The following is a 12,416-nucleotide window of genomic DNA, read 5'->3' on the forward strand; positions in this document are numbered from 1 at the left end:
ATGCCTCTCACCCTGCGCAGCCAGCTCATACCGGAAGCCGCCGCAGGCCCCGACTCGGGGCTGCGCATCCGTTTACGCGATCCGGCAGGGATCGAGGGTGGCCGCCGTCTACTGGAGGTGCATCCCGGTCTGCGTGCGCTGGAACCGGACGACTATGCCGAGTGCTGGACGGCCCAGGGAACGCCGAAGGCGAGCCACGAAGGACCCCTCCACCTGCTGGAATACGACGAGGTCCTGTTCGCGACCTGGGTCGGGCCGGACCACGATTTGCGGGTCCAGACGGAAGCGGCCTACCGGGCGCTGCTCGACGCCTGCCGCGCGCGGGGTTTCGAGCACCTGGCCCGCATCTGGAACTTCTTCGGCGACATCCACGCCGAGGAGAACGGCATCGAACGTTACCAGGCGTTCTGCATGGGCCGGGCGGACGCCCTGGAGGCCCTGGAGATTCCGCAGGCAGGGATGCCCGCGGCAACCGCGATCGGCAGCGACCAGCGCACGCTGATCATCTATCTCATCGCCACCCGGACCCCGGCCGAGCCGATCGAAAACCCCCGGCAGGTCAGCGCCTATCACTACCCGGAGCGCTACAGCCCGAAGAGCCCGACCTTTGCCCGCGCCACCCGTCTGGCCACGAACGACGGCCCGCTGGTCCTGCTCTCCGGGACCGCCAGCATTGTCGGCCACGAGAGCCGGCATCCCGACAACGTCGTCGCCCAGGCACACGAGACCCTCGCCAACCTCCAGGCACTGCATGACACCGCCGGGCGCGAACTTCCCCGACCGTCTTGGCTGCGGGTTTACCTGCGCCACCCTGAACATCGATCCCGCGTTGCCGCCGTGCTGGCAGAACACTACAAGGCCGTCCAGCCGGGCCCCACCGTGCAATGGGTGCGCGGCGACATCTGTCGCCAGGAACTGCTTCTGGAGATCGAGGGCGTACATGCCTGAACTGCCGGAGGTCGAGACCACCCGGCGCGGCCTCGCACGCCTGCTGGCGGGACGGCGCATCACGGCCTTCGAGGTCCGTGACTCGCGCCTGCGCTGGCCGGTGCCGGGCGAGCTGGCCCCGCAGCTGGCCGGCGCCCGCGTGCGTGGCCTCGCCCGCCGCGCGAAATACCTGCTGCTGGAAACCGACCGTGCGGGCCTGCTCCTGCACCTGGGAATGTCCGGCAGCCTGCGCCACTGCACGCCGGAGACCCCCTTGCGCCGGCACGACCACCTGATCCTGCATCTCGACAACGGGTACCAGCTCCGGCTGCATGACCCGCGCCGCTTCGGCTGCTGCCTGCCACTCCCGTCCGACGGCAGCCCCCACCCGTTGCTGGCGGGACTGGGGCCAGAACCGCTGGACCCCGCGTTTGGCGGCGACTACCTGTTCCGGCGCAGCCGCGGCCGTCGCGGCCCGGTGAAGGCCTTTCTCATGGACCAGGCCAACGTGGTCGGGGTCGGCAATATCTACGCCACCGAGGCCCTGTTCCTCGCCGGGGTCCGCCCGGGGCGCGCGGCCGGCCGGGTGACCCGCGTCGAGTACCAGCGGCTGGCGGCGCACGTCAAGGCCGTGCTGGCCGAGGCCATCCAACAGGGCGGGACCACCCTGCGCGACTTCCTGCGCGAGGACGGCACACACGGCTATTTCCGCCAGTCCCTACGGGTGTACGGACGCGCCGGGGAAACCTGCCACGTATGTGCCAGCGTCCTGCGCACCCGCCGCATCGGGCAGCGCGCCAGCAGCTACTGCCCCACCTGCCAGAAGTAAATCCTGCTCCGTCACAGCGTCGCAAGGCTTGTTGTTCACTCGGAGGGCACGGAGGACGCAGGGGAACGCAAGAAAGGATTCGATGCGGTGGGGCGCCCAAAACGCACCCAGGCCTGCGGCACTTCTCCGCGGGGAGGCCCAAACAACGTGCCCCGGTTCGAAATGGCACCATCCTGCGACCCCCATGATCGAATTGCGCCGCGTGCGCGGTGCACTCTGTGGTGTCCCCAACAGGCATGGCCAGCGAAAGGCTGCCGGTCCCCGAAACGGGAGGGGCGGGCTTACAGATAGCGCGACACGCGCGGCACGGCGCTCAGCAGGTGCCGGGTGTAGTCGGCCTGCGGATTGGCCAGCACCTCGGCGGTGGTGCCAATCTCCTCCATGCGCCCGTCGTGCATGACCAGCATGCGGTCGGAGAAGTACTCCACCACACCCATGTCGTGGGTGATAAAGATCATCGCCAGACGCCGCTCTGCACGCAGTCGGCCGAGGATCTGCAGCACCTCGGCCTGTACCGACACGTCCAGAGCGCTGGTGACCTCGTCGCAGATGATCACGTCCGGATCCAGCACCAGCGCCCGCGCGATGGCGATACGCTGGCGCTGGCCACCGGAGAACTCGTGCGGATAGCGCCACAGGGTATCTTCCGGCAACGCCACCTGATCCAGTACCCGGCCGGCCAGGGCAATCCGTTCATCCTGGTTCGCGCCGATCCCGTGCACCGCCATCGGTTCGGTGAGAAGCGTGAGCACGTTCAGGCGCGGGTTCAGCGACGAGGCCGGGTCCTGGAACACCACCTGCAAGTGGCGCCGCAGCCGGCGCAGCGGCTTGCGTGGCATACGGGTCAGCGACTCGCCGCGGTAGCAGATCTCGCCACCGGTGGGCTCGACCAGACGCAGGAGGGCCCGACCCAGCGTGGTCTTGCCGCAGCCGGACTCGCCCACCACCGCCAACACCTCGCCGTTGTCCAGTTCGAAACTGACGTCGTCCACCGCCCGTACCACGTCCACCTGACGGCGCAACAGTCCCTTCAGCACCGGGAAGTGCACCTGCAGCCCGGACACCTGCAACAACGCGTCTCGCCCCGCTCCCGGCACCGGCGGCAGCGGTGGCAGGTTCTCCGGCAGCGCCTGGATCAGCTTGCGGGTATAGGCATCCTGCGGATCGCGCAGAAGCGGCAGGCATTCCCCTTGCTCCACCAGGCGCCCCTTGCGCATCACCGCCACGCGATCGGCCACCGAGGCAACCACCCCGAAGTCGTGGGTGATCAGCAGTACCGCCATGCCGTTCTTCTCGCGCAGGTGGTCGATCAGCTTCAGGATCTCGGCCTGGATGGTCACGTCCAGCGCGGTGGTCGGCTCGTCCGCGATCAGCAGATCTGGCTCGGCAACCAGGGCCATGGCGATCATAACGCGCTGGCGCTGGCCGCCTGAGAGCTTGTGCGGAAACTCGTCGCGGCGCTGCTCGGGGTTCGGCAGCTGCACCTCGCGCAGGACCTCCAGGGTCCGCGCGGCGCGCTGCTCCGGACTCATCTGCGGGCGGTGCAGGCGCAGCACCTCCTCGATCTGGTCGCCCACGGTCAGCACCGGGTTCAGCGAGGTCATCGGCTCCTGAAAGATCATGCCGACACGGTCGCCGCGCACGTGCTGCATCGCCGTGGACGGCAGTCCCAGCAATTCCTGTCGACCTTCGTGCCCGGCCAGCCAGACCTCGCCCGTGGGACGCTCGAAGCCCGCATCCAGCAGGCGCATGATCGCCAGCGCAGTGATCGACTTGCCGGAGCCCGATTCACCCACCAGGGCGAACAGTTCGCCCGCGCGGATGGTAAAGCTCGCATCCTCGACCAGCGCCTCGGCGCTGTCGCGGTGACGGATCTGCAGGTTGCGGACCTCCAGCATGATCAGCGCACCCCGCCACTGGTGGCACCAGCAGCGCCGGCGGCCGGACGGGCATCGGCGTCGCGATTGGCAGTGCGCGCCGCCGAACGGGCGTGCGGGTCGACCGCGTCGCGCAGGGCCTCGCCGATCAGGTTGTAGGCGAACACGGTCAGGAAGATCGCCCCGCCGGGAAAGGCCGCCATCCACCAGTTGAAGGTGGAGCTTTGTACGGCCTGGTTCAGCATCTGCCCCCAGGAGGGATCATCGACCAGCCCCAGGCCGAGGAACGAGAGCGTGGCCTCGGCGAGGATCGCTGACGCCACGCCGAAGCTGGCGGCGACCAGGATCGGCGCGATCCCGTTCGGCAGCATGTGCCGGAACAGGATCGACGGCAGCGACAGCCCCGACGCGATGGCGCCCTGAACAAAGTCCTGCTGGCGCAGGCGCAGGAACTCCGCGCGCACGTAGCGCGCATAGCCCGACCACGACGTCAGGCCGATGATCAGCATCATCAGGTACAGCGAGCGCCCGAAGAAGGCGACAAACGTCAGCAACAGGAACAGCGTCGGGATGGCCTCGAATATCTCCACCAGGCGCATCCCGATCATGTCTACGATCCCCGAGAAATAGCCCATCAAACCACCGAGGATCACGCCGATCCCCAGCGCGATTCCGGTCGCGATGAAGCCAATGGACAGCGCGATCCGCGAGGCATGGATCATGCGCGAGAGCACGTCCGCGCCGGTGTCGTCGGTACCGAACCAGTGCACCCGCTCGGGGGACTCGCGCGGAGCCTCCAGCCCGGTGTCGGCGTAGTCGCGCAGGTAGTCGCGCGGCGAATACGGGATCGGCGCGCGAATCACCGTCTGGTACTCGCCCATCCGTTCGGCCTCGCGGTACTGCTCGTGGATCACCAACGATGGCGGCGACACCGTCTGCCAGGCGACCACGGCCAGTACCGCACCAAGCACCGCCCACAAGCCCAAGCGCCGCCACGGGCGCCCGGGCAGGCGCCAGAAGACCAACGCCAGCACCAGCATCCCGAACAGAGTCACGTCCGCCGCCGTCAGGTAGCGCAGAAACGGCATGGACCACGCGCCGTCGGCAGTCTGCAGCAGCAGCGGGTAGGACGTCGCCAGCACCGGTGCGAAGATCGCCACCAGCGTCAGCAGCGCGATCCAGGCGATCCCGAGACGCGCCCCCCAGCGCAGCAGGATCTCGCCCACCACACGCCGCACCCAGGAACGACTGCGGCGCTCCCCGGTTCCCGGATTGGATCGGGCCTCAGTCATAGTTCACCCGCGGGTCGACGATGGCATAAGCAAGATCGGCCAGCAGGTAGCCAACCAGGGTGAGCATGCCGGAGATCAGGGTGATCGACAGCACCAGCTCGCGGTCGCGGGTCTGCACCGCCTCCACCGCCAGCTTGCCCATGCCGTCGATGGAAAAGATCGCCTCCACGATGACCGAGCCCGCCAGCAGCGAGGGCAACAGGGTGGCCGACACGGTGATCAGCGGCAGCAGGGAATTGCGGAACACGTGGCGCCACAGCACGTCGTGCTCGGCCACCCCCTTGGCGCGCGCCGTGCGCGCGTAGTCCGAGGTCAGGTTCTCCAGCACCGCCGAACGCGACAGCTTGGCCAGGAACGCCAGCCCGCCGTAGGACAGGCACAGGACCGGCAGCACCAGGTGCCAGGCCCGGTCCAGCAGGAAGCCCGGCACCATGTCCCCCGGCGCCAGTCCGAGGGCCAGCGCCAGCCCGGCGCCCAGCCCCAGCGTGCCCAGGTAGAAGCCGCGCAGTACACCCCAGTCGCTGTGCGCGATCAGCCAGCCCACCGCGACCCCGATGATCACGGCCACGGCTGTACTGACCATCCCGGCCATCGCCAGATCGCGGAACATCAGCCAGCCACAGAGCGCCCCGAGCACGGCGCCGAGTCCGCCGCGAATCAGGGCGGGCAGGGCACGAGCGAGGTAGACCCCCAGGGCCGTCCCCAGAAACGGTAGGATCAGCAGCAACGGCAGCGCCCAGACCACCTCCACCGTGGGCAGGAAGGTCATGTCCAGCGCCGCACGCTGGCTGAGCCCCCCGGTGGGGAACCACTGCCAGAACTGGTCAGAGGCAAAAAAGCCGATCAGCAAAACTCCCGCCAGCATGGTCGGAACCGACCACAGGGCCAGCAGCACCACGCCGGACTGCGAGTCGAAGGCCTGACCATGCTGGGTGGCCGCCCGCACCCCCACGGCGACCGCAACGATGTAGATCAGGGGGATGGACAAAACGTTCAGCAACAGCGTGATTGGCAGGCGTTCCGCGATCAGGTCGGTCACCGGCCGACCGTAGCGGAAGCTGGTGCCCAGATTGGGGACCTTGAAGTGGGGCCATCCCGTCAACGAGCCATCCTCGTCCTGGGCAAAACCCACCGGCGAGATATTGTTCAGCCAGCGCCCGAATTGCACCGGTGCCGGCTGATCCAGGCCATAGAGGCGGTTGTAGTACTCTTCCATCGCCTTTTGCGCCTGCGGCTCCAGGCCCTGGCCCTCCACCAGGGTCAGGGCGCTGATGCCACCGGGCGCGGCCGCCATCACGGCAAAAACCACCACGGTGATGCCGACCAGGGTCGGCACCATCAGGATCATGCGGCGCAGGATATAGGTCAGCATCGCGCGCGCCGGCCTCCCGCCCCTTCCGCTGCCATGCGCATCGCCGGCTACTGCCCGTAGCGCTGCTGTTCGAACGGGACGTAGATCTCCAGCGGAACCGCGCCCAGATTGAGCCCCAGCGCGGTCTGCTCCAGGTTCTGGATGCGCCGGTCGATGAAGGCCAGGGTCTGACGTCGCATCAGGAAAGTGTACGGCTGGTCCTCCAGCAGGATGCGCTCGGCCTCGCGCCACAGGTCCATGCGCGCGGACTCGTCCACCTCGCCGCGCGCCTCCTCGATGACGGCGTCCATTTCAGGGTTCTCGTAGTGGATAAAGTTGTCGCCACCGGAGACGGTCTGGCTGGAGTGGAACATCTGGTAGATATCCACCTCGACGCCACTGGTCCACCCCAGTGTGATGGCATCGAAGTCCTGGCGGCTGAGCTTTTCGAGCATCACGGACCACTCGGTCGGCTGCGGTTTCATCTCGACGCCGGCACGGGCATACAGGTCGCGCAGGAACAGCGCGATCCGGCGGGTGTCCTCGTTGTCCTGGAAGTAGGTCAGTTCGAAGGAGAACGGCTCGCCGTCCTCGTCGACCAGTACGCCATCACGGTTGCGCTCGCGATAGCCGGCCTCGGCCAGCAGTTCCGTGGCGCGCTCGACGTCATACGGGATCGGCTCGAGATCGGGATTATGCTGCTCGCTGCGTGGGGAGAACGGCGAGATCGCCCGTTCGGCATAGCCCAGCATAACCTCCTCGATCAGCCGGTCGATATCGGTCAGGTAGCTCATCGCCTTGCGTACCCGCGGGTCGGCGAATCGCGTCGGCTCGTCATCGCGCTGCTGGTTCCAGGCGATGAAGGAATACCCCGCCGTGGGGCTCATGTATTCGTGGGTATCCGCGCGCTCGCGCAGCGCCTCGTCGTCGCGCAGCCGGGCATATTCGCGCGGTCGTGCGCTGTAGACATCGATGTCCTGGTTGCGGAAAGTTGTCAGACGCGCGCTGTCGTTCTGGATCACGCGCCACACCAGCCGGTCCAGCGGCGGCTCCACCGGCCCCCAGTACCGTGGGTTGCGCTCCAGCTCGATGCGTCCGGCGTCCGGGGTCCAGCCAGACGGATCCTCCAGACGGTACGGCCCGGAGCCGAGCAGGATCCCCCGCGACTCGTTGAAGGTCTCGGGCTCTTCCAGGTAGCGCTCGTAAAAGTGCTTCGGCAGCACGTCCAGGCCACCGGCAACTCGCATGGCATCGAAGTACGGCTCCTCGAAGGTGAACCGGACCGTGCGTTCATCCGTCGCCTCGACCGCCTCGACCTTTTCCAGGAAGGCACGCGCCCGCGGGACCGCGATGGCATCGGTCATCAGGAAATCGAAGGTGAACTCGATGTCCTCGGCCGTCAGCGGCTCACCGTCGGAGAACTGAAGCCCCGGGCGCAGCTGGAAGGTCAGTTCCGTGCCGCTATCGTCGAATTCCCAGGACTCGGCCAGCAGCCCCTGCCACTCCAGCGACTCCGGGTCGCGCACCACCAGTGACTCGAGCACGTAATTCTGCACCTCGGACGCGTAAGCGTCGGAGGAGACATACGGCGTGATCGTGTCCAGCCCCGTGCCAAAGGCCTGCACCAGCCAGTCGCCTTCGGCGTAGTCCTCCTGCTCCACCGACCGGGCCGCGCGGCGGAAGGCCGATGGCACCTCGTCGACCCGCGGGGCCTGATCTGCCTCCATGCCGGCAAAGCGCCCGGACGCGAGATCCGATTCCAGCCCCTGCAGGCTGCGCCGCAGCGCCCGCAAGTCCCGGGCCTGCTCGCTCATGGTGCTTTGCATGCCGGCCATGCGCTGCCACTGGCGGTCGATCTGGACCATCACCAGCAACAGCAGGATGCCCAGCACGATCAGGGTCACGATCCAACCAAAATGACGACTCACAGGGCCTCCGGCTTGTTGCTGTGGCGGTCCGGCCATCCCGTTGCGGGACCCCGGGCGAGCGATCACGGGGACCGCGGGTATCGGGCAGACACCGGCACTATAGCAAGCCACTTGCTCCGGCTCACCGGGTGCTGGCCGCGCTTGCGGCACATCGGTATGATCCGGAGACAGTCGCGTCCGCCCCCCGGTTCCGCCGGCGGTCGGACGCCGTCGCGACGACCCGCCCGGGTGCGTCGGCACGGATCTGAGCCAAGGAGTTTCAAATGGGTTTTCTGAAGGGCAAGCGCGCACTCATCGTCGGCGTTGCCAGTAACCGTTCCATCGCCTACGGCATTGCCGCGGCCATGCATCGCGAGGGCGCCGAGCTCGCCTTTACCTATCAGAACGAGCGCCTGCGCGATCGCGTTGAAAAGCTGGTCGCGGATTTCGATTCCGACATCCTCGTGCCCTGCAACGTCGAAGACGACCGCGAGATCGAGCAGGTCTTCGAACACCTGGACGACTACTGGGACGGGATCGACATCCTGGTGCACTCGGTGGCCTTCGCGCCCAAGGAGCAGTTGGAGGGCGACTTCCTCGACAACATGACCCGCGACGGATTCCGCATCGCGCATGACGTCAGCTCCTACAGCCTCGCGGCTCTGGCCAAGGCCGGACGCGGCATGATGAAGGATCGCGACGCTTCCATCCTGACCCTCAGCTATCTGGGAGCCGAACGCTCCATGCCCAACTACAACGTGATGGGTCTGGCCAAGGCGAGCCTGGAGGCCAACGTGCGCTACCTCGCGTACAACCTGGGGCCGGAGGGCACCCGCGTGAACGCGATCTCCGCCGGCCCGATCCGCACCCTCGCGGCCTCCGGAATCGGCGATTTCAAGCGCATCCTGGACCACGTCGAGGCCAACGCCCCGCTGCGGCGAAACGTGACCACCGAGCAGGTTGGCAACGCCGGCGCCTTCCTCTGCTCCGATCTCGCAGCCGGGATCACCGGCGAGGTGATGTACGTGGACTCCGGCTACAACACGGTCGGCCTGGGCGCGGCCGAGATTGGTCTCGACAAGTAGCTCGCCCGCTTCCAGCCTTCATGTCGCCTCTTCAGGCGGCAGGAATGGAAAAGCCCGGCCCGCGTGAGCGAAGCCGGGCTTTTCCATGTCTGCGGGCCGCAACCCTGCCTCGGCCAGTCAAGCCCGTTCTGTATCACGGACGACCCGGCAAGGGCGTTCAACCACCGGGTGCACCGAGGAAGCGGAGGATCTGCACGGCTTCATAGCCGGCGGGATCCGGTGAGACCCGCCCCGTGCGGGCAAACGCGATCGACTTTCTCCGTGTCCGTCGTGGCGGAACGTCCTATGACCTCCCGGCACGCCGATTCAGGCTAGTCGAGCGCCTCCGGGAAGCGCTCAATGTCCGCCTGCTCTTCCAGCCAGGCCAGATAGGCACGGAACTCCGCACTCCCGTAGGCATTGCCGAGCTGATCACGCGCTTCCTGGCGCGCCGCCGCATCGACCTCGTCCTCGTCCATGCGCACCTCTTCCAGCACGGTCACCGCGAAATCACCGCCCCCGATCCGGGCACCGGCGATCTCCACCGCGCCCTCGCCCGGGGCCGGCAGACGGAACAGGTGATCCTGCAACCCGGTAGGCAGCTCGGCCGCCCGGTCGCGCGTGACCTCGACCGAGCGGTTCCAATCGGCGTCCCCCTCGACCTCCGCCGTCCAGTCATCGGCGTCGTGCAGGCGCTCGATCAACGCCTCGCCCTCTTCTCGCGCGGCATCGGCGGCCGCCTGGCGCTGCAGACCATCACGGATTTCGTCCTCCACCTCGGCCAGAGGACGCACCTCCGACGGCTCGTGTTCGTCGATGCGCAGCACCACGGTCGAACCATCCTCCAGATCAATCGCCTCGCTGTTGTTGCCGTCCTCCAGCACCCGCGGATCAAACGCCGCCTCGCGAATCGATCGGTGATTCGCAATGCCCTCACCGGAATCGCGAGAGAACCAGTCACTCGTCTGGATTTCCAGGCCCGTCGCATCGGCCGCCGGTTCCAGGCTGTCCGGGAATTCGATCGCCAGCGCCATCAAATCGTCCAGGGCGTCAATCTGCATCTGTTCGGCGGTACGGTCGCGCAGATCCTGCTCGACCTCGTCGCGAACCTCCTCCAACGGCTGCGGCTGCACTTCCTGGATATCGGTGACCTCGAGGACGAACCACCCGCGCTCGGTTCGCACCGGCTGGCTGATCAGATCCTCCGGCAGGGTGAAGATCACCGTCTCCAGGGTGGAATCCAGATCACCGCGCGCAATCTCCCCAAGGCGGCCACCTCGATCGGCTGTCAGGCTGTCCTCCGAGTATTCCTCGGCCAGCTCGGCGAAGTCCTCGCCGTCCTCCAGACGCTCACGTATCTCGCGGATGCGGGCCTCACCGTCCTCGCCCGTGTCCTGAATACGGATCTGGCGCACCTCGCGCAGCTCCGGCTCCTCGTAGCGGCTGCGATTCATCCGATAGTGCTCCCGCACCTCATCCTCGCTCACCTCGACCCCGGCCTCCAGGCCTTCCGGATCCAGACGCAGATAGTTCACGCGTACACGTTCGGTCGTGGTGAACTCGTCCGGATTGGCCTCGTAGTATTCCTGGATGGCGTCATCGTCGACCACGTCGGGGCGGTCGAAGTCGTCCGCGGAGAAGATGGTCCAGCTCGCGACCCGAGTCTGATTGCGCAGGCGGCTGAAGTCCTCGATCAGGGCCTCCGGCACCACGCCGGTGGCCTGAAGACCACGCTGGATCTGCGACATGACGATGCTGCGGGCGATGTCCTGCTCGAAATCCGCCGGACTGATCCGCTGGGCATTCAGCAACTGACTGTAGCGTTCGCGGCTGAAGCGATCCTCCTCCTGAAACACCGGCATCGCGCGGATCTCGCGCAGCACACTGTCTCCCGCGGCCTTGAACCCGGCGGAATCGGCGGCCTGGCGCAGCAGTTCCTGCCGAATCAGCGTCTCCAGGGCCTGTAGCCGGATACCCTGCTCGTCGAGGAGGTCATCGGGAATCTCGCCGCCGAACATCTGCGCCATCTGGTCGCGCTGGGTGCGCGCCTCCTGATGCACGTCGCGAACCGCGATATCCGTGCCGTTCACCTCGGCCGCCACCTGCGGGCCGGCCCCGCCGAAATATTCCCCGAGCCCCCACAGGGCAAAGGGAATGGTGATCAGGCCGATGATCACATAGGCGAGCCAGCCGCTCGCCCGATCACGAATCGCTTGCAACATGATGGTCTCTGCTCGTTCCGCCGTGGAGAGGGAATCGGGAATCAGCCGCTGATGGTAGCAGGCACGCCGGCGCGCGTCTGCGCTTGAGGGCCGACCACGAAGGCACGAAGAAGGTCAGCACGATCAAGCGTTATTGCACCACAGAGGACACGGAGGGCACGGAGAAAGACAATACCGAACCACGTGAAGGCCAGAGAATCGCGTCTTTGGAAGGGATCGAAGTTGCGCCGAGGGCCCAGCCACGCGTTAGCGCGGTCCGCGCCAGAATCATGGCATGGGCCCCGTCGATTCGACTGCGAGGGAGAACGCGCCCCGATTCGATTCCCGGGGCTAAGCGCCCTGCCCGCCCGAACCAAATTCCTTTCCCTTCTCCGTGTCCTCTGTGGTGCAAACGCCCTTGACCTTCTTCCGCCCTGCATCGCAATAGCCAAAAAAGAAAAAGGCGCCACAAGGGCGCCTTTCTCGGAGTTGGCGGAGCGGACGGGACTCGAACCCGCGACCCCCGGCGTGACAGGCCGGTATTCTAACCAGCTGAACTACCGCTCCGTATTGATGCAGTGCAACCAGAGTCGGGGTTGCACTTGGTGGGTGCTGACGGGTTCGAACCGCCGACATTCGCCTTGTAAGGGCGACGCTCTACCAACTGAGCTAAGCACCCGATAAAGCGCGCTAGTTTACTCGATCCTTCAGCGCTTTGCCAGCCTTGAACGAAGGCGTTTTCGAAGCGGCGATCTGGATGGTCTGACCGGTACGCGGGTTGCGGCCGGTGCGGGCTTCACGCTCGCGCACCAGGAAGGTGCCGAAGCCGACCAGGGAGACCTGGTCACCCTTGGCGAGCGTGTCGCCGACAACACTTACCATGGCATCCACGATCCGGCCGGCCTGGGCCTTGGGGACATCGGCTTCCGCCGCGATCGCGTCGATCAGTTCGGATTTATTCATGAAGC

At 66.7% G+C, this 12,416-nt stretch carries 9 protein-coding genes and 2 tRNA genes; 3 read left to right on the plus strand and 8 right to left on the minus strand.

Annotation, left to right across the window (positions count from 1 at the left end; translation table 11 throughout):
- Together ACESLR_RS00175 and mutM are read left to right on the plus strand one after the other, a co-directional pair.
- Entirely contained in the window at window positions 1-948 is a 948-nt protein-coding gene (locus ACESLR_RS00175) for a pteridine-dependent deoxygenase like protein (RefSeq protein WP_373024501.1), read from the plus strand.
- Window positions 941-1,756: a bifunctional DNA-formamidopyrimidine glycosylase/DNA-(apurinic or apyrimidinic site) lyase gene (gene mutM / locus ACESLR_RS00180; RefSeq protein ID WP_373024500.1), complete on the plus strand. Its 816-nt coding sequence runs from the start codon at window positions 941-943 to the stop codon at window positions 1,754-1,756. The genes ACESLR_RS00175 and mutM overlap by 8 nt, the downstream gene beginning before the upstream one ends.
- Before the next feature lie 281 nt (window positions 1,757-2,037).
- On the opposite strand, the gene ACESLR_RS00185 is transcribed toward mutM, so the two are convergent.
- The 4 genes from ACESLR_RS00185 to ACESLR_RS00200 are packed head-to-tail and all read right to left on the minus strand — an operon-like array spanning window position 2,038 to window position 8,204.
- Entirely contained in the window at window positions 2,038-3,654 is a 1,617-nt protein-coding gene (locus ACESLR_RS00185; RefSeq protein ID WP_373024499.1) for an ABC transporter ATP-binding protein, read from the minus strand.
- Between the two features lie 2 nt (window positions 3,655-3,656).
- A complete protein-coding gene (locus ACESLR_RS00190; RefSeq protein ID WP_373024497.1) occupies window positions 3,657-4,925 on the minus strand; it encodes an ABC transporter permease in 1,269 nt (422 codons plus the stop codon).
- Window positions 4,918-6,297 (minus strand): ABC transporter permease, encoded by a 1,380-nt coding sequence (locus ACESLR_RS00195; RefSeq protein ID WP_373024496.1) that lies wholly within the window; start codon window positions 6,295-6,297, stop codon window positions 4,918-4,920. Before ACESLR_RS00195 ends, ACESLR_RS00190 begins: the two co-directional genes overlap by 8 nt.
- Before the next feature lie 47 nt (window positions 6,298-6,344).
- On the minus strand, window positions 6,345-8,204 hold the full coding sequence (locus ACESLR_RS00200) for a peptide-binding protein (RefSeq protein WP_373024495.1): 1,860 nt from the start codon (window positions 8,202-8,204) through the stop codon (window positions 6,345-6,347).
- 263 nt (window positions 8,205-8,467) lie between these two features.
- On the opposite strand from ACESLR_RS00200, the gene ACESLR_RS00205 reads away from it, so the two are divergent.
- Window positions 8,468-9,268: an enoyl-ACP reductase gene (locus ACESLR_RS00205; RefSeq protein WP_373024494.1), complete on the plus strand. Its 801-nt coding sequence runs from the start codon at window positions 8,468-8,470 to the stop codon at window positions 9,266-9,268.
- Window positions 9,269-9,579: 311 nt separating this feature from the next.
- Here the strand turns inward: ACESLR_RS00205 and ACESLR_RS00210 are convergent, their stop codons facing one another.
- From ACESLR_RS00210 to ACESLR_RS00225, 4 genes are all read right to left on the minus strand, one after another.
- Complete coding sequence (locus ACESLR_RS00210; RefSeq protein WP_373024493.1) at window positions 9,580-11,469, minus strand: SurA N-terminal domain-containing protein; 1,890 nt, start codon at window positions 11,467-11,469, stop codon at window positions 9,580-9,582.
- Between the two features lie 469 nt (window positions 11,470-11,938).
- Window positions 11,939-12,015: transfer RNA gene (locus tag ACESLR_RS00215), tRNA-Asp, on the minus strand.
- Between the two features lie 36 nt (window positions 12,016-12,051).
- Window positions 12,052-12,127, minus strand: a tRNA-Val gene (locus ACESLR_RS00220).
- 11 nt (window positions 12,128-12,138) lie between these two features.
- Window positions 12,139-12,411 carry an HU family DNA-binding protein gene (locus tag ACESLR_RS00225; RefSeq protein WP_017940837.1) on the minus strand — a complete coding sequence of 91 codons (273 nt, stop codon included), beginning with the start codon at window positions 12,409-12,411 and terminating at the stop codon, window positions 12,139-12,141.
- Between the last annotated feature and the right edge of the window lie 5 nt (window positions 12,412-12,416).

It is taken from the genome of Thioalkalivibrio sp. (genome assembly GCF_041685615.1).
Taxonomy (GTDB): Bacteria; Pseudomonadota; Gammaproteobacteria; order Ectothiorhodospirales; family Ectothiorhodospiraceae; genus Thioalkalivibrio.

What these genes read in the sequence shown, in the direction of transcription:
- mutM (WP_373024500.1), top strand. Translation starts at nt 941, where the DNA reads ATGCCTGAACTGCCGGAGGTCGAGACCACCCGGCGCGGCCTCGCACGC.
- ACESLR_RS00225 (WP_017940837.1), bottom strand. Translation starts at nt 12,411, where the DNA reads ATGAATAAATCCGAACTGATCGACGCGATCGCGGCGGAAGCCGATGTC.
- ACESLR_RS00195 (WP_373024496.1), bottom strand. Translation starts at nt 6,297, where the DNA reads ATGCTGACCTATATCCTGCGCCGCATGATCCTGATGGTGCCGACCCTG.
- ACESLR_RS00210 (WP_373024493.1), bottom strand. Translation starts at nt 11,469, where the DNA reads ATGTTGCAAGCGATTCGTGATCGGGCGAGCGGCTGGCTCGCCTATGTG.
- ACESLR_RS00185 (WP_373024499.1), bottom strand. Translation starts at nt 3,654, where the DNA reads ATGCTGGAGGTCCGCAACCTGCAGATCCGTCACCGCGACAGCGCCGAG.
- ACESLR_RS00190 (WP_373024497.1), bottom strand. Translation starts at nt 4,925, where the DNA reads ATGACTGAGGCCCGATCCAATCCGGGAACCGGGGAGCGCCGCAGTCGT.
- ACESLR_RS00205 (WP_373024494.1), top strand. Translation starts at nt 8,468, where the DNA reads ATGGGTTTTCTGAAGGGCAAGCGCGCACTCATCGTCGGCGTTGCCAGT.
- ACESLR_RS00175 (WP_373024501.1), top strand. Translation starts at nt 1, where the DNA reads ATGCCTCTCACCCTGCGCAGCCAGCTCATACCGGAAGCCGCCGCAGGC.